This is a genomic window from Campylobacter corcagiensis (assembly GCF_013201645.1).
Lineage (GTDB): Bacteria > Campylobacterota > Campylobacteria > Campylobacterales > Campylobacteraceae > Campylobacter_B > Campylobacter_B corcagiensis.
In genome coordinates, this window is the sequence record NZ_CP053842.1 from 1,493,883 (window position 1) to 1,510,206 (window position 16,324).

The 16,324-nt window shown below is 32.8% G+C and carries 16 protein-coding genes; 5 read left to right on the plus strand and 11 right to left on the minus strand.

Annotation, left to right across the window (positions count from 1 at the left end; translation table 11 throughout):
- Positions 1-218: 218 nt before the first annotated feature.
- The 3 genes from CCORG_RS07640 to CCORG_RS07650 are packed head-to-tail and all read right to left on the minus strand — an operon-like array spanning position 219 to position 1,499.
- Complete coding sequence (locus CCORG_RS07640) at positions 219-605, minus strand: TM2 domain-containing protein (RefSeq protein ID WP_025801838.1); 387 nt, start codon at positions 603-605, stop codon at positions 219-221.
- The gene (locus CCORG_RS07645) at positions 595-1,047 is read right to left on the minus strand and encodes a TM2 domain-containing protein (protein WP_025801840.1); all 453 of its coding nucleotides are present in this window, start codon (positions 1,045-1,047) and stop codon (positions 595-597) included. The genes CCORG_RS07640 and CCORG_RS07645 overlap by 11 nt, the downstream gene beginning before the upstream one ends.
- The gene (locus tag CCORG_RS07650) at positions 1,044-1,499 is read right to left on the minus strand and encodes a hypothetical protein (protein WP_025801842.1); all 456 of its coding nucleotides are present in this window, start codon (positions 1,497-1,499) and stop codon (positions 1,044-1,046) included. The genes CCORG_RS07645 and CCORG_RS07650 overlap by 4 nt, the downstream gene beginning before the upstream one ends.
- A gap of 169 nt (positions 1,500-1,668) precedes the next feature.
- On the opposite strand from CCORG_RS07650, the gene CCORG_RS07655 reads away from it, so the two are divergent.
- From CCORG_RS07655 to CCORG_RS07675, 5 genes are all read left to right on the plus strand, one after another.
- On the plus strand, positions 1,669-2,940 hold the full coding sequence (locus tag CCORG_RS07655) for a saccharopine dehydrogenase family protein (RefSeq protein WP_025801844.1): 1,272 nt from the start codon (positions 1,669-1,671) through the stop codon (positions 2,938-2,940).
- Between the two features lie 148 nt (positions 2,941-3,088).
- Entirely contained in the window at positions 3,089-4,585 is a 1,497-nt protein-coding gene (gene cls / locus CCORG_RS07660) for a cardiolipin synthase (protein ID WP_025801846.1), read from the plus strand.
- Positions 4,586-4,677: 92 nt separating this feature from the next.
- On the plus strand, positions 4,678-5,697 hold the full coding sequence (locus CCORG_RS07665; protein ID WP_025801848.1) for an AI-2E family transporter: 1,020 nt from the start codon (positions 4,678-4,680) through the stop codon (positions 5,695-5,697).
- Between the two features lie 15 nt (positions 5,698-5,712).
- On the plus strand, positions 5,713-6,471 hold the full coding sequence (locus CCORG_RS07670; protein ID WP_025801850.1) for an exodeoxyribonuclease III: 759 nt from the start codon (positions 5,713-5,715) through the stop codon (positions 6,469-6,471).
- A 105-nt stretch (positions 6,472-6,576) separates the two neighbouring features.
- Entirely contained in the window at positions 6,577-7,950 is a 1,374-nt protein-coding gene (locus CCORG_RS07675) for a sodium-dependent transporter (RefSeq protein WP_025801853.1), read from the plus strand.
- A gap of 47 nt (positions 7,951-7,997) precedes the next feature.
- Here the strand turns inward: CCORG_RS07675 and CCORG_RS07680 are convergent, their stop codons facing one another.
- The 8 genes from CCORG_RS07680 to CCORG_RS07715 form a co-directional block, all read right to left on the minus strand.
- Positions 7,998-8,714 (minus strand): hypothetical protein, encoded by a 717-nt coding sequence (locus tag CCORG_RS07680; RefSeq protein WP_025801855.1) that lies wholly within the window; start codon positions 8,712-8,714, stop codon positions 7,998-8,000.
- 39 nt (positions 8,715-8,753) lie between these two features.
- Complete coding sequence (locus CCORG_RS07685; protein ID WP_025801856.1) at positions 8,754-9,263, minus strand: hypothetical protein; 510 nt, start codon at positions 9,261-9,263, stop codon at positions 8,754-8,756.
- Complete coding sequence (gene traT / locus CCORG_RS07690; RefSeq protein ID WP_025801858.1) at positions 9,250-9,798, minus strand: complement resistance protein TraT; 549 nt, start codon at positions 9,796-9,798, stop codon at positions 9,250-9,252. The genes CCORG_RS07685 and traT overlap by 14 nt, the downstream gene beginning before the upstream one ends.
- 73 nt (positions 9,799-9,871) lie before the next feature.
- A complete protein-coding gene (fdh3B, locus tag CCORG_RS07695; protein WP_025801860.1) occupies positions 9,872-10,450 on the minus strand; it encodes a formate dehydrogenase FDH3 subunit beta in 579 nt (192 codons plus the stop codon).
- A gap of 10 nt (positions 10,451-10,460) precedes the next feature.
- Positions 10,461-13,376 (minus strand): formate dehydrogenase subunit alpha, encoded by a 2,916-nt coding sequence (locus CCORG_RS07700; RefSeq protein WP_081755053.1) that lies wholly within the window; start codon positions 13,374-13,376, stop codon positions 10,461-10,463.
- A 29-nt stretch (positions 13,377-13,405) separates the two neighbouring features.
- Positions 13,406-13,600: a twin-arginine translocation signal domain-containing protein gene (locus tag CCORG_RS07705; protein WP_025801866.1), complete on the minus strand. Its 195-nt coding sequence runs from the start codon at positions 13,598-13,600 to the stop codon at positions 13,406-13,408.
- Between the two features lie 224 nt (positions 13,601-13,824).
- A complete protein-coding gene (locus CCORG_RS07710; protein WP_025801868.1) occupies positions 13,825-14,514 on the minus strand; it encodes a molecular chaperone TorD family protein in 690 nt (229 codons plus the stop codon).
- Positions 14,504-16,207, minus strand: a complete 1,704-nt coding sequence (locus tag CCORG_RS07715; RefSeq protein WP_025801870.1) for a 4Fe-4S dicluster domain-containing protein — start codon at positions 16,205-16,207, stop codon at positions 14,504-14,506. Before CCORG_RS07715 ends, CCORG_RS07710 begins: the two co-directional genes overlap by 11 nt.
- Positions 16,208-16,324 lie beyond the last annotated feature (117 nt).

The following is a 16,324-nucleotide window of genomic DNA, read 5'->3' on the forward strand; positions in this document are numbered from 1 at the left end:
AGCAAAAGCGAAATTTGTTATATTTTCATTCATTTGTGTCCTTTTTTAGATTTTTAAATCTGTATTTTAGTATAAATTTGCTTTGATTTTCTTTTGTATATCTTAAATTACTCAAATTTTGAGAAAAATAGTTACAAATTTTATCAAGCATATATCTTAAAATATAAAATTAAGTAATAAAAACTACCCTAAATTTATAGGGTAGTTATATATCTAAACTAGCTTTTCTCAAAATAACTATTTTTTCTTTTTACTTCAAGCAGTGCCGAGCTTATTTTATCAAAATTATCTTTTTGTATACCCACATAAACATAATAAATATCAATAAGATTCCATATAAAAAGTGTAAGCCATCCTAGCAAAAGTTTTGCTATGCCATAACCAATATCTCCTTTATAAAATCTATCAACTGAAAAAACTCCAAGGAAAAATCCTAAAGCAAGTCCGATTATAGGACTTTTAAGCTCTAAAATATAGAGTGGCTCAAGGGCTTTTTTATTTACAATATTTATATTTTCAAGCTCCTTTGAAAGATAAGCAAACTGTGCATCGTTAAGTTTATCATTCCACATCATTAATATAGCTGTTTTTTCATTACTCGACATTTTTATCTCCTTTAGTGTTTTTTACCTCATTTATAACATAAAATATCTTATCTAAATTCTCTTTTCTTACCTTTGGTCCAGTTGTAAAAAGATCAGCTATCCACCAAATAAGCACCCCAATGGTCAAAATACCATACAAAATAGACATCTCATCACTATCAAAAACATCAACAACCACGCTTATTAAATATAGCCCTAGTTTTAATGCCCCCATTAAAGTCTCGCCTATCATAAAACGATTTACTCCAAAATGTCCAAGCAAAAAGCTTCCCACCCAAAATATTACTGCTGGACTTTTAAGTTTTAAAAATGGAATTCTTTCAAAAACTCTATCTCTTTGCTCATCACTAAGCGTATCAAGCTTATCTATAAGCTTTTGTTTTAAAATCTCATCTTTTGGCAATTTCTTTTCTAAAGCTAAAAAAATACTTGCTGAATTCATTTCATATCCTTTTTAAGTAAATTAATTATTTTATTATAATTGTGATTTCTCGTGTAATTTCCCATAGTAAACATATCAACCAAACACCAAACAGAGTTAAGACTAAAAAATAGCAAAAACCCCATAAAGTAAACACTAAAAAATTGATAACTTTCGCTATAAACAGCACTGAAAGATAAGATAAAAAACAAAATAGTTAAAAATGTAAAAACAACTCTTAATATCCCATAGCCATTTTTACCAAGCATAAAGTAATTTAGTCCTATAAAGCCAAGAGCAAAATTTCCACCCCAAATAACAATCAAAGGCTCTTTTAAATCAAGTTCTAAAACTCTCCTTATAAAGTTACTCTGCTGACTTTTATCAAGAAGATAAAATCTCTCATCTATGAGTTTTAGTTTGGCTCTATCTTTTGGTAGAAAAGCACTTAGGCTTTTAGTTATATGGCACATTTGTATCCTAAATGATTTTTAATAATCGTATCTAAATTTAAATTACAATTTTCTTAATATTTAACTAAATTCTAATCAAAATTAATCCAATTTATAGATATGCTTTAATGTATCCAAATTTTAATGTAAATTTGCTACAATAAGCTCAAATTTACATTAAAGGATAAAAATGGCAAATTTATTAATAATCGGAGCTGGTGGAGTAAGTCAAGTAGCAACTGTAAAGTGTGCGATGAACTCAGATACTTTTACTAAAATCACTCTAGCAAGTAGGACAAAAAGTAAATGCGATGCGATAGCTGAGTTTATAAAAAATCGCCTAGGCGTGGAAATTCATACAGCACAAATTGACGCAGACGATACGGACGCGGTTGTGGAGTTAATCAAAAAAACAGGTGCTGAAATTTTACTAAATGTCGCACTTCCATATCAAGACTTAACTTTAATGGATGCTTGCATAAAGGCAAAAATTCACTACATCGACACGGCAAACTACGAACACCCTGATACTGCAAAATTTGAGTATAAACTTCAGTGGGCAAAAGATGATGAGTTTAAAAAAGCTGGTATTTTAGGGCTTTTAGGAAGTGGTTTTGACCCAGGTGTTACAAATGTTTTTTGTGCTTACGCACAGCAGTATCTGTTTGATGAAATTCATTACATTGATATTTTGGATTGTAACGCAGGAGATCACGGATATGCTTTTGCTACAAACTTTAATCCTGAGATAAATTTAAGAGAAGTTTCAGCAAATGGCAGATACTGGAAAAAAGATGAAAACGCAAAAAATGAAAAAAATGAGAACAAAACCGCGACAAATTGGGAAAGTGGCGAATGGATAGAAACAAAACCTATGGAAATAATGTTTAAATGGGATTATCCAGAAGTTGGCGTAAAAGATAGCTATCTGCTTTATCACGAAGAGCTTGAAAGTCTAAGCAAAAATATCAAAGGTTTAAAGCAAATCCGCTTTTTTATGACTTTTGGAGAGAGTTATCTAACGCATATGAAATGCCTTGAAAATGTTGGAATGCTAAGGATTGACGAAGTTGAACATAACGGCGTGAAAATAGTGCCAATTCAGTTTTTAAAGACACTTTTGCCAGACCCTGCGAGTTTGGGCGAACGCACAAAAGGCAAAACAAATATCGGTTGCGTAATTAGAGGCTTAAAAGACGGCAAAGAAAAGCAAGTTTATATCTATAATGTCTGCGATCATGAAGAGTGCTACGCTGAAACTGGTGCTCAAGCAGTAAGTTACACCACAGGAGTTCCAGCGATGATAGGGGCAAAAATGATAGCTAAGGGAATTTGGAGTGGTAAAGGCGTGTTTAATATGGAGGAATTTGACGCAAAGCCTTTTATGGATGAGCTTATGACGCAAGGACTACCGTGGAAAATCATAGAAATGATGCCAGGTGAGAGATACGAGGTAAAATAACCAAATTTAGAGCCTTTAAGGCTCTAAATTTAGAGCAAAATAAATTTCAACCATAAATTTAAAGCTACTACAAACTGTAAATTTACCACTTTACTAAAAATTTAAACTCAAAATATATCATAAAGCTCATCACAAACGAAGGATTGGAGTGCAAGAAGTTATATTTCTTATATTTTCTTTAGAAAACATCTACCTTGCTATTTGGATTATTTTTGTAACTAGTATTTTGCTATCTAAAAAACACCCCATAACCACAATGTCATGGCTTTTAACTATCACTTTAATACCTGTAATTGGAATGCTTTTATATATATTTTTAGGAATTAATTGGCGTGAAGTTACGCTTATAAATAAGATAAAAAACACCACTCACCACTCAGTAAGAAGCATAATGATCTCAAATTTAGTCAAATTTAATAGCTCAGATTTCTTTGGTCGTGGAAAAAGAGATAAATTAGATGAAATTTTAAAAAATCTAAAGCTAGAAGATGAGACAGTAGAGATAATAAATTTAATCTTTAACACCGAAAAAACTCAGCCTAACTTAAATCAGAACTACGAAATTTATTACAGTGGCAAAAATGCCTTTAAAGCTTTAAAAAACGATCTTTTAAACGCAAAAGATAGCATTTATATGGAGTATTATATCTGGAGATCTGACGAGCTTGGCGTTAGAGTAAAAGAGATCTTAATAGCTAAAGCAAAAGAAGGGGTTGAGATAAAGCTTATCTTTGACGGGCTTGGGTCGTTTTTAAGCATAGATAGAGTCTATAAAAAAGAGCTTGAAAAAGCTGGAGTTGAGTTTTTATATTTTTTAGATATAAAGCTTTTTATGCTAAAATTAGACTATAGAAATCATCGCAAAATGACCATAATAGATGGTAAGATTCTTCACACTGGTGGTATGAATTTAGGGCTTGAGTACATAACAGGTGGAGATAAATTTGATAGCTGGAGAGATACAAATATCCGCGTTATTGGGGATATGGCACTTTATTATATGGCTATTTTTGCAACAGACTGGTTAAATAGTGGTGGTAAATTTGACTTTAACAGATTTGAAAAATTTATATTAAATCGTTCAAACAGCATAAATTCTCATCCTATGCAGGTAAGTTCTAGTGGTCCAGACTCTCAGTGGGCAAGTATAAAATATCTTTATACCAAATGCATTACAAATGCAAAGCGTGAAATTTTCATACAAACTCCATATTTTATCCCAGATCACAGCCTTCTTGAACAGCTTAAAATCGCCGCTTTATCAGGTGTAAAGGTTAGAATAATGAGTGCTGGAAAAAGTGATAACATCATAACTCATAGAGTTGGAAAAACTTTTTTTGAAGAGCTTTTGCTGGCTAATATCGAAGTTTATCAGTATCAAAAGGGCTTTTTACACGCTAAAACCATACTCTATGACGATGAGGTTTCAAGCATTGGCACCTGTAACTTTGACTCAAGAAGTTTTAATATAAACTACGAAATAAATGCCATATTTTACGATAAAGAGATAAACTCAAAACTTAAAAAGCAGTTTTTTGAGGATATGAAATACTCAACAAAGCTAGAACTTGATTTTTTTATTAAGCAAAGCAAATTTAAAAGGCTTACAGACTCATTTTTTAGGCTATTTGCACCGCTACTATAAAATTAAAATTTAGCTTTAAATTTGTTACATTTATAGAATAATAAGCAAATTTGGATATAATCACCTGAAAATTTCAACAAAAGGCTTATAGTTTGCGTTTAAACTCGTTTCTTTTATCTCTTGCTTGTATTATTGTCATTCTAGCAGGACTTAAGGCAGCAAATGCCGTTGTAGTGCCGTTTTTGCTAGCTACATTTATAGCTATCATTATTTCACCTATAATTGATATGCTTGAAAAGGTAAAAATTCCCAGAGTGATATCTTTTGTGCTTGTTACTATATGCTTTATTGTGATACTTGCCATTATTGGAAATGTCGCTGTTAGTACAATGCTTGACTTCTTAGCTCAACTTCCTGAATTTTTGAAACGATTTGAAAAGATGATTGCATTGTGGAATGATAAGATAAACCAAACAGAATTTAGCCAGTTTGTAAATTTTGACCCTGCACTTATTAACGGTATAGATACAAGTGGGGTGATAGCCACAACTAGCGGAATAGTCAAGAAAACCAGTAGCATTATGGGCATGTGGGCACTTATACTTTTACTTGTTGCATTTATGCTTTTTGAGACATCAGTTATGAAAGATAAAGTTGCTTACATGGATAAGAAAAATCCAGCCGCTAGGATATATGTTCATACATTTATAAGCAATCTTAAAAAATATCTTCTTGTTAAAACCATCATATCATTTGCTACTGGACTTTTTATAGGTATTGGGCTTTGGTATCTTGGCACACCGTATGCTGTTCTTTGGGGCATAGTAGCTTTTATATTAAACTACATTCCAACAATTGGCTCAATCGTATCAGCAGTACCAGCTGTTTTTGTCTCACTTCTAACAGGCGATACGATAGATACTATCTGGGTTGTAGCTATCTATGTCGTTGCAAATACTGTTTTTGGAACAATAATAGAGCCACGCCTTGTTGGTGAAGAGCTTGGAATTTCAACCATAACTGTGCTTTTTAGCCTTCTTTTATGGGGTTATGTGCTAGGACTTGGTGGGCTTTTTTTAGCAGTACCGCTTACTATGAGTATCCAAATAGCACTTAAGATAAACCCTAGAACAGAACCAATTGCTGTAATACTAAGCAATAAAGTAGAGTAAATTTAAGGATAAAATTTGAAACTAATATCGTGGAATGTAAACGGAATAAGAGCAGCGGTAAATAAAAATGCCTTTGAGTGGGTTAAAGATGCTAAGCCTGATTTTTTAGGACTTCAAGAGATAAAAGCAAGCCAACATCAAATTCCAGCTGAAATTTACGCTCTAAATTTTAAAGAAATAAATATAAATTCAGGCGATAGGGCTGGATACTCAGGCGTTTTAAGCTTAAGCAACTTTGCTACAACCACTTCAAAATGCCTTTTTTCAAGTGATGATGAGTGTGGTAGGGTTTTAGAGCATAGATTTAAAGATATTGTACTTTTTAATATCTATTTTCCAAACGGACAAAAAGATGATGAGCGACTAAATTATAAGATGAGATTTTATGCTGAGTTTTTGGAGTATATTAAAGAGTTAAAAAATAGCGGTAAAAGCGTGATAATTTGCGGAGATGTAAATACAGCTCACGCTGAGATTGACCTTAAAAATCCAAAATCAAACAAAGATAGAAGTGGCTTTTTAGATATTGAAAGGGCGTGGATTGATGAGCTTTTAGAAGCTGGATTTATAGATACTTTTAGGCATTTATACCCACAAACCATAAAATACTCGTGGTGGAGTTATAGATTTAACGCACGCAAAAATAACGCAGGCTGGCGAATAGATTATTTTTTTATAAGTGAAAATTTACTTCCAAATTTAAAAGATGCTTTTATACTTAACGAAATAGAAGGAAGCGATCACTGCCCTGTAGGAATCGAGATTGATATTTAGCTTTTGTTACTTTTGGTAAAACTAACTCTAAATTTCATACAAATAATAGAATTTTTAGCCCTAAAATTGTATAATCATCAACTACACTAAATTTTAAGGCTTTTTATGAAAGATAAACAACTTTGGAGTAACAAACTTACTTATATTTTAACAGTAGCAGGAGCTACGATAGGATTTGGCTGTACTTGGCGTTTTCCTTATCTTGTAGGTGAAAATGGTGGCGGGGCTTATGTGTTGCTTTTTTGTATAGCGATGATTCTATTTGGAATTCCTATGATTTTAGTTGAAAATGTCATCGGTAGACGAGCGATGAAAAATAGCGTAGATGCTTTTAGTGTAGCAAAAAAAGATGGCACTAAGATAAATCCAGCATGGAAGATAGTTGGTTATCTTGGGCTTATTGGGGCTTTTGGAATTTTGGCTTATTATATGGTTTTAGGTGGCTGGGTTTTTACTTATATAGCTAATATTTTTACAGGAAATTTTGACTTAAGTAGTGCAATAACCAACAAAGTATACACTCAAAATTTTTATAATCAAAATATCGTAAATAACCCCTTAATGGTAGGAATTTACACATTTGTATTTGTCTTTATAAATTGGTATATTTTAAAAAAAGGTATCATTGATGGGATTGAGAAATTTGTAAAACTTCTAATGCCACTTCTGTTTTTGTGTCTTTTGATAGTCATTAGCGGAAACATTATGCTTAGTGGCTTTGAAGATGGCGTTAGATTCTATTTAAGTGTTGACTTTTCAAAGCTAACTCCAAAGCTTTTTATAGATGTTTTAGGTCAAGTTTTCTTTGCACTATCTCTTGGCTTTGGCGTTATGATAACACTATCAAGCTATCTTAGCAAAGATGAAAATCTCTTTGAAACCGCAACAATTACTGGAATTTTAAACACCATAATAGCAGTTTTAGCTGGATTTATGATATTTCCTGCTATTTTTACTGCTGGGCTTGAACCAGCAAGCGGACCAAGTCTTGTTTTTATAACTCTTCCAGTTGCATTTTCTCATATACCTTTTGGAAATATTTTGGCTATATTTTTCTTTACGATGCTTTTGGTTGCAGCCCTTACAACTTCTATAACAATATATCAAGTTATAATTCGAGTTCTTGAAGAAAAACTTCATATATCAACTAGTAAAGCGACAACTTTTACGCTTATAGTGATTTTTATATTTGGAAATTTGCCATCAGTTTTAGCTTATGGACCGCTTAGAGATTTTCTTATAATGAAAAGAAATATATTTGACTTTTTTGACGCAGTAAGTGCAAATATATTTTTCGTTTTAACCGCTCTTCTTTGTTGTATATATGTAGGCTGGGTGCTTAAAGAAGACGCCATAAGCGAGATAAGCAATTCTGGAAAGATAAAATCACCTTTTGTTAAAATTTGGTATAACTATATAAAATTTGTTCTTCCAGTTATAATCTTAGTTATATTTATAGCAGGACTTACTACTTTTTAGAAGTGGTTGGATTTAGTAAATAATCATATAAAAGGGTTAAAGCCCTTTTATATAGCGTAGTAATATTTTAAAACCCAAATAATAAAAACAAAAACGCAAAATATTAAAAATAGTTTTAGCTTTAATCTTTTTATATTTAGTTTTTCACAGAAATTTAGACGGATTAGAGAAAAAAGAAAAAGAAAACCAAACCAAACAATAGCAGCCATAAGCATATGCAACATAGCTGAAGAAAATTTTCCACCTTGTAAAATATCTTGTATAAAAGTTAATTTACTAGTTCCTCTTAATGGAGATACCTTGCTATCTAAAATTAATCCATTATAAATTTGATATATATAAAAAATAAAAAAAGCTATAACACAAATCCAGCCTATCGTAAAAAATATAGGACTCTCTTTAGGGTTCTTTTTTGTTCTCCAATTTGAACTATTAAAATAATCACTATTGCCAAAAATATGAAAAAATAGCTTATAAATATAAATAACAAAAAAAGATAAGAAAAATATTGTCATATATGAAAAATAAAAAATTATATTTCCAGGTGCTTGATACAAGATAAGTTTTTCAATAAGTGGAACAAAAGAAGCTATAAATTTACAAAACTGCCATAAAAAAGGAAATTTTTCTAAAATATCAGCTGGAATTATGTAAACATTTAAAGTAAATGCAAAATAAATTAACATTATAATATTTATATCATTTTTGCGAAAAGAACCTTTTCTAGCAAAATTTACTAGTTTATTACCAAATTTTGTCTGCATTTTTAATTACTATCATTGTAAATCCTAATATGTTCAAAGCTACTTCTTAAGCATTGAAATAATGCTATCATAAATTTCGGTGTTGAAAATTTCCATCATAGTTGAAAGCGAATTTACATTTTTATGACTTATGAAATTTAAAGTTGTAGCTTCGTCGTTTATAAGAAGAGTAATTTGTGCATCATAAACATAGCTATTTGTTCTTTTATCGTAGCAATCATTCCAGATTGTATCGATACAACACTCTAAAAATGGGTCTCTATCTTTTATGATAGTTCGCCTAAAATACTCTAAATTTCCCTTTATGCTTATATCTGCCATGCTCTCGTTACTTACAACGCTGTATCCATCACGCTTTAAATTCTCCACAAAAACAGCTGTTAAATTGCTATCAACTCCACTTGTATTTCTGAATTTAGCGTAAATTTTAGAATTTATAAGAGCTTTTGTTTGAAGTAGTTGGTTAGTGAAATTTATGGAATTTTTTTGTACACACCCACTTATAAAAACCACTACCAAAAGCAGCAAGCAAATTTTAAAGTTTTTCATCTAAGTCTTCACCTAAATACCCAAGAATTCTTTTATAAATTTGATAGTTTAAAATTTCAGTAATAGCACCAAATGAGTAAAGAGTTCTAGAGTGCTGAAATGTTAAATTTGTCTTTTCTTCTTCATCTTCAACTCTTAGCAAAAGCGAAACTCCAGCATCGTAAAAATACTCCCTATCTCTATAAAAATCATCATAATAATATCTTCTACCCCAAAAAGAGTAATAATACGGCTCATAAGAGTAAAACTCCCTTCTTCTAAAGTAGTCTAAATTTCCCTTAATCACAATATTTGCAAGCTTTTCATCGCCTACTATCTCATAACCGCTCTTAGCTAAATACTGCTTAATAGAAGCTGTAAGATTGCTATCAACGCTGCTTGTGTTTGTAAATTTAACATAGGTTTTTTTATCTGTTGGTTTAGTTTCTATAAAAACTGGTTGGCTACTTTTAACAATACCTTGATTTAAATTTAAACTTCTAGAACACCCTGTTAGACTAAGTAAAATAGTAAGAATCAGTATAAGATTTTTCATTTTATATCCTTAAAAATTTAAGGAATCATATCAAAATTTAGTAAATTTTTAAAAGGGGCGAAAGCCCCTTTTATTAGTAGATAGAAAGGGCGTCTGTAAGACCAGCTTCTGCTTTAGAGACAACTCTTTTTCTATACATATTTGATACCTCGGTTGCATCACCTACTAAAAGAGCATTTGTCGCACAAATCGCCGCACACATCGGAACCTTGCCCTCTGCAATACGGTTTTGACCATATTTATGAAGCTCATCGCTTGAAAATGTCTCTTCAGGACCACCTGCACACATAGTACACTTATCCATAGCGCCTTTTGTATTAAACGCACCAGTTCTAGGAAACTGCGGTGCCCCAAATGGACACGCATATAAGCAGTATCCACAGCCTATACAAGTGTCTTTGTCATGTAAAACTACACCATCTTCTCTAATATAGAAGCAATCAACCGGACAAACCTGTGCACAAGGGGCATCAGTGCAGTGCTGACAAGCAATTGTAGTTGACATCTCTTTGCCCTCAACGCCTTCGTTTAGTGTAATAACTTTTCTTCTATTTATACCAACTGGAACTTCGTGAGCTGAAGAGCAAGCTACTTGACAACCAAAACATGATATACATCTACTTGTATCTACATAAAATTTCATTCTTGCCATAACCTACTCCTTACGCTTTTTCTAACCTACATAGACCTGCATTAAACTCAGCTATTTGAGTTACTGGGTCAAATCCATAGTTTGTGATAGTATTTGAACTCTCACCTATTATATAAGGCTTAGTTCCCTCTGGATATCTTGGACTTAAATCCACACCTTGCATAACACCTGCAAAGTTATAAGGCAAACAAATTCTATCAGGAGTTACTGATTCTGAATAGTAGCATTTTACCTTTATCTTTGTGCCTTGAGGAGAGTGAATCCACATAAACTCATTATCTTTAATGCCATATTTTGCGGCAAGTTTAGGGTTTACATGAGCAAACATCTCAGGTGTAATAGCTGCAAGGTACTTGCTTGTTCTTTCTATCATTCCTGCACCACTTAAATTTACAAGTCTCATAGAACTCATTATCGTAGGAAACTCTTTTGACCAGTCTTTTGCTTGCTGCTCACTTATAAACCTAGTTGGAACTCTAAAGTTTCTAGCTTGATCGCCTAAAGCTGGATACTTTTGAACTAAATCCCATCTTGGCGAGTGAATTGGCTCTCTATGTTTTGGAATTTGATCATCAAACTCCCAAACTATAGTTCTAGCTCTTGCGTTACCATAAGGAACAACACCAGCTTCTCTACATTTCTTAGCTATTAGCCCACTATAGTCCATGCTCCAACTTGGTCCCATAACCCTTCTTTCTTCATCAGTTAAGGTTATACCTAAAACACTTTCAATGTTTTCTTTAGTTATTTGTGGATGTCCACCTTTTACCTTTGATCCAGGTAGAGTAATACTCTCATCAGCTAGCTGACTAACACCATTATGCTCTAAACCAAATCTATTTCTAAAGCCCATACCGCCCTCTGCATAAGGTTTTGTTATATCATAAAGATTTGGACTTCCAGGGTGTTTTTCATCCCAACATGGCCATGGTAAACCATAATACTCGCCCTCAACTGGACCGCTACCTAATAAAGTTTCTTTATCAAAATACTCCCAGTTTTGTTGATGTTTTCTTAGTCTTGCAGCAGTTCTTCCGTTATTTCCGATACTTTGAGTAGTTCTGGCAATCTCATCAGTTGCATCATCAGGCCATACAAAGTCATTTTTAACTTGTTTAACTTCGCCATCAACAACATCCATCATCATGCCTTTAACATACTCATCATAAAAACCAAATTTCTTAGCGAACAAAAACATTATCTCTTGATCTTCTTTACTTTCATAAATTGGTTTTATAATCTGATCTCTCCACTGAGCAGAGCGATTTGTAGCTGTGCAGTATCCTTCAGTTTCAAATTGAGTTGATGAAGGAAGTACATAAATACCATCTGGTCTATCAGTCATAATAGCAACTTCATTTAAAAATGGCTCAGCTATAACTAAAAGATCTATTTGATCAAGAGCGTCTGCTATCTTTGTAGTATGTGCCATAGATGCAATTCCTGTTCCTTGAACCCATAAAACTCTTAATCTACCACTTGAAAATGTGTCTTCACTTTCTAAAACACCTTGCCACCATTTGGCTAGCGAGTAACCTTTTTCATTTCTCCAATTTCTATCTTCAGGAGCTGTTGGATTGTGATAAAAATATTCGTTAAATAGTGTATTTTTAACAGGCTCACCTTTTTTATCTCTTGGCTCTTTTACTGAAACTGCAAAGCGTTTTATAAACTCATCATAATCTTGCCCCCAGCCTTTACAAAAATGCTTCCAAGCAGCATCACCTAGCCCATAATATGCTGGCAAACTATCTGCTAAACAGTTCATATCGGTTGAGCCTTGAACATTATCATGACCTCTTAGAATGTTACATCCTCCACCTGGCTTACCAACATTTCCAAGCACTAGCTGTAAAATAGCTAAAATTCTTGTATTTGCACTACCAACTGAGTGTTGAGTTATGCCAAGTGCCCATAAAAGTGTAGCTGGTTTTGTAGTAGCAAACATTCTTGTAAATGTTTCAAGCTCTTCTACTTTACAGCCTGTTACATTTGCGACCTCTTCTGGGTTCCATTTCTCAGCTTCGTCTCTTATTTGTTCCCAACCATATGCCCTTGTTCTAAGCATCTCTTTATCTTCCCAGCCATTTTTAAAGATTAGATGAAGCATTCCGTAAACAAATGCAATATCTGTTCCTGGTCTAATTCTTATATACATATCGGCTTTTGCTGCTGTTTTTGTGAAAATCGGATCAACAACGACTATCTTAGCACCATTTCTATCTCTAGCTTTTAAAGCGTGTTTCATACCACCAACTGGGTTTGCAACCGCTGCGTTTGATCCTATAAAAAGAATCATTTTTGAGTTTGTAGCCATATCATTGTTACTATTTGTCATAGCACCATAACCCCAAGTATTCGCCACACCGGCGACTGTTGCGCTATGTCAAATTCTTGCAACGTGGTCTATATTATTAGTACCCCAAAAAGCTGCAAATTTTCTAAAATAATAAGCTTGTTGGTTAGAAAATTTTGCTGAACCTAAAAACTCCACTGAGTCTGGTCCATCTTCAGCTCTAACTTCAAGCATTTTGTTACCGATCTCTTCAACTGCTGTCTCCCAGCTAATTCTCTCCCACTTTCCATTTACTTTTTTAAGCGGGTATTTAAGTCTCATCTTTGATTTAGTAAGATCGATTTGATCGATACCTTTACAGCAGTGACTTCCTTGATTCATCGGAGCATCTGCTGCCCAATCTTGTCTTATCCATGTATTTGAGCTCTCATCAACTTCTGCTAAAATTCCACAACCTGCCGAGCATATAGAACAAATCGTTCTTTTCATAACACTACCTGGAAATGGATCTTTTAACTCAGCTTCTGTTGCAAAGCGAAGTGTGTCATTACTACCAAAAGCAGTAGTTGCACCTGCACCCAAAGCAGCAAGCTTAAGAAAAGAGCGTCTTCCAATGTTTGACTGACTCATCTTAATCCTTTCTAAAATAACCTTATATATTAATATGACTGTTTATAATACTGTTTCCATGTATCACTTGTATGATATATGATCTCTTTCTTGTGTGCCTTGCCTTGAATCACACCATTTTTAGTTTGTTGTTTTTCAAGATCACTAGCAAGTATGGTTGTTGCAACACCTGCTGCTGAACCTACTAGGGCTTTTTTAAGAAAACTTCTTCGCTTGTCGTTCATTTTCTCCCCCTATGAAGTATTTTAACCAATCTGCCAAATTTGCATATTTTTATTTAAAAAAATTTATGGAAATGCGACTTTTGATTAATTATGCAATTCTAGCATATTAAATGTTAAAGGAAAATATTTTAAAAAATTAGTTGTTTTGTTTAAGTTTAGATTAATATTAATCTAAACTTAGTAATACTTATAATAAAACTTGTAGCAAATTTACCACAAATTTATCACTCAAAAAAATCAAAATCGTTTGCGTTAAATCTTCTACCTGCTTCGTTTGCCAAAGGAGCATTAGCAATGCTTTCTTTTGCTAAACTTTTATCTTTTATAGGGGCATCTACTCCAAGAGCAGCTCTTTCAAAACCAAAAAAGCTTCTCATTAAATTTGACAAAGCTTTAAAAAACACTGCTTTTTCTCCAGCACTTAAAAATTCACAAAACTCATCTGCAAAATCATTTATAACATTTACAAAAAGCTCTGTGCTTAAAAAGTTATTTTGTCCGATCTCATCTCTTAGTAATGCACTCATCAGATAAAACACAAAGCCAATATAGTCTTCACTATCTTTACAAATTTCTTGATCTCTTCTAAATTTGCTCTTTCTCATAGTGTTTAAAACAGCCACTCTCATCGCTCCATCGTCTCTTCCTTCATTGTAAAAAGATGCCGTTAGTGGAACATTTCCAAAAGAGTAACTAAACAAATACTCATTTTGTTCAAATTTAAAATCCTCAAAACTAAAGCCTTCTAGAATTTCAAAATCTTTTAAATTTGACGGTTCAATCGGTGAAGTTTTAAGATAACTAAGCTGCTCTTTCCATCTGTTAAATTTAATCTCCTTTTCGTTAAAAAAAAGCGGTAAAGCAAAGAATTCATAGTACATACTTCTAGCTATTGTAATATTTTTATCTAGCATTTTTAACCTCATCTTCTATACTTTTTCTTAAAGCCAAATCATCTTTGATTTGTTCTTTAATCATTATCTTAGCCTTACAATCTCCACAACAGTATAAAGTCTTAGCCTTAATAGGATCATTGCTCCACAAAGGAGCCAACATCTGAGCTATTTTCATAACTGATTTACTTGTAGCAAATTCTTTACCACACTCAATACAGGCAAAAAGCGAATCCCTTGCTAGTTCTTTAAACTCAAAATAACTAGGTCTTAATTCATACCCGCTTCGTTCTAACTTAATGGTATCTTTTTCAGCACAACTCATTTCACAATATCCACAGGTTGTACAAATTGATGGGTTAAATTTGATAGAATTTGTTATTTCATCAGCTACTAAAGCTCCAACATTACAGGCTCCAACACAGCTTAAACAAAGCGTACAGCTATCTTGGTTGATATAAACTTGACCATATCTTACCCACTCGCCACTTTTTACTACGCCTAAATCATCATCACCAACTATATGTTTTACTCTTTTTGCAAAAATCTCTCTTTTAGCTAGAGTATTTTCTTGTGCAGTATAGTAAAGCCCATCTATAAAGTCTGAGTTTTTTAAAGCCTGTCTTAGTTCTATCTCATCAGTTGCTACATAAATTCCAACTTTATCAAATTTAGCTTTTATAATGCCATTTACTAGCTCTATAGCTTCCATTGTTCCAGGACTTAAGACATCACTATAGTATATTAAACTTGCACCACTTTCTTGCAAGAGCGTTAAATAGTGAGTTTCACTTAAAAATTTCTCACCTTCAATAGCAAACGGCAAAAAACCCTTTGGAAGTATAGCATCACATCTATCAATATCCATAATTCTTGGAGTTATTACAATTTTTTTATCCTTATACATCTTAGCAACATCATAAAAAGCATCTCGTGGAAATTTTGCATAATCCATCGCCCCACTTGGACAAACAGCAACGCACCCACCACACTCATGACAATCGATATGGTTAAAAACTAGCTCTTTTTTCTCATCATCTTTAAGTATGGCAACAGTTGGGCAAATTTCAACACACTTTGCACAATGTTCACTTCGTCTACCGTGATACTGACAAATGGTACTATCGTAAGTTATGGCACTTTTGTACTTATAAAGTGGAGATCTTTTTTGAAGGTAATCCAAAATTTCATCATCAGTCATTCTTGAAATTTCAACCACGCCACTTTGCCTTAGCATATACTCCTTAGCCTCTCTTACCAAAACAAAATCAGCTTCAACTTCAAATTCATCATTCTCGCGAAGTATTGTTACAAAAAGATCGCCCATTTCACCATATAGAAATTTAACCTCAGCATGGCTTAAGGCTACAACTTTAAAGTTATACTGTTTAATAAATTCTATAGTATCACTCTCATCACTATCGCTTATTATCAAAACATTATTGCCTATCTCTTTTTGATAATCAATATCTCTTGCGGTATCAAAAACCCTAGCTCTTACTTCGTATAACAAGCTTAAATTTTTAGATTTTGTAAGCGTATCATCTTGGCTCATTTTGGCATAAAAATTTATCTCAGGTGCAAAAATTTCAGACCTTACTCTATTTGAGTTACTAACAAGATATTGCTCATCATTTGGTTTTGTTATAAACTCTATCTCGTCAGGAGTGATGATCTTGCTATCAAAATCATCCAAAAAAACAAACTCCCTCATTACGCTCCTTGGTTTTAAAATTTTGCTAATTGTATAACATTTATCTTAATTTAGAATGAATTTAGTTTTAATTTTGCTATAATCTCGCTACTGTGTAAATATAGCAAAAAGCTAAAT

Excerpts from the sequence above, each read along its gene's own strand:
- CCORG_RS07640 (WP_025801838.1), bottom strand. The coding sequence starts at position 605 with ATGTCGAGTAATGAAAAAACAGCTATATTAATGATGTGGAATGATAAA.
- CCORG_RS07645 (WP_025801840.1), bottom strand. The coding sequence starts at position 1,047 with ATGAATTCAGCAAGTATTTTTTTAGCTTTAGAAAAGAAATTGCCAAAA.
- CCORG_RS07650 (WP_025801842.1), bottom strand. The coding sequence starts at position 1,499 with ATGTGCCATATAACTAAAAGCCTAAGTGCTTTTCTACCAAAAGATAGA.
- CCORG_RS07655 (WP_025801844.1), top strand. The coding sequence starts at position 1,669 with ATGGCAAATTTATTAATAATCGGAGCTGGTGGAGTAAGTCAAGTAGCA.
- CCORG_RS07675 (WP_025801853.1), top strand. The coding sequence starts at position 6,577 with ATGAAAGATAAACAACTTTGGAGTAACAAACTTACTTATATTTTAACA.
- CCORG_RS07680 (WP_025801855.1), bottom strand. The coding sequence starts at position 8,714 with ATGCAGACAAAATTTGGTAATAAACTAGTAAATTTTGCTAGAAAAGGT.
- CCORG_RS07685 (WP_025801856.1), bottom strand. The coding sequence starts at position 9,263 with ATGAAAAACTTTAAAATTTGCTTGCTGCTTTTGGTAGTGGTTTTTATA.
- traT (WP_025801858.1), bottom strand. The coding sequence starts at position 9,798 with ATGAAAAATCTTATACTGATTCTTACTATTTTACTTAGTCTAACAGGG.
- fdh3B (WP_025801860.1), bottom strand. The coding sequence starts at position 10,450 with ATGGCAAGAATGAAATTTTATGTAGATACAAGTAGATGTATATCATGT.
- CCORG_RS07705 (WP_025801866.1), bottom strand. The coding sequence starts at position 13,600 with ATGAACGACAAGCGAAGAAGTTTTCTTAAAAAAGCCCTAGTAGGTTCA.
- CCORG_RS07710 (WP_025801868.1), bottom strand. The coding sequence starts at position 14,514 with ATGCTAGATAAAAATATTACAATAGCTAGAAGTATGTACTATGAATTC.
- CCORG_RS07715 (WP_025801870.1), bottom strand. The coding sequence starts at position 16,207 with ATGAGGGAGTTTGTTTTTTTGGATGATTTTGATAGCAAGATCATCACT.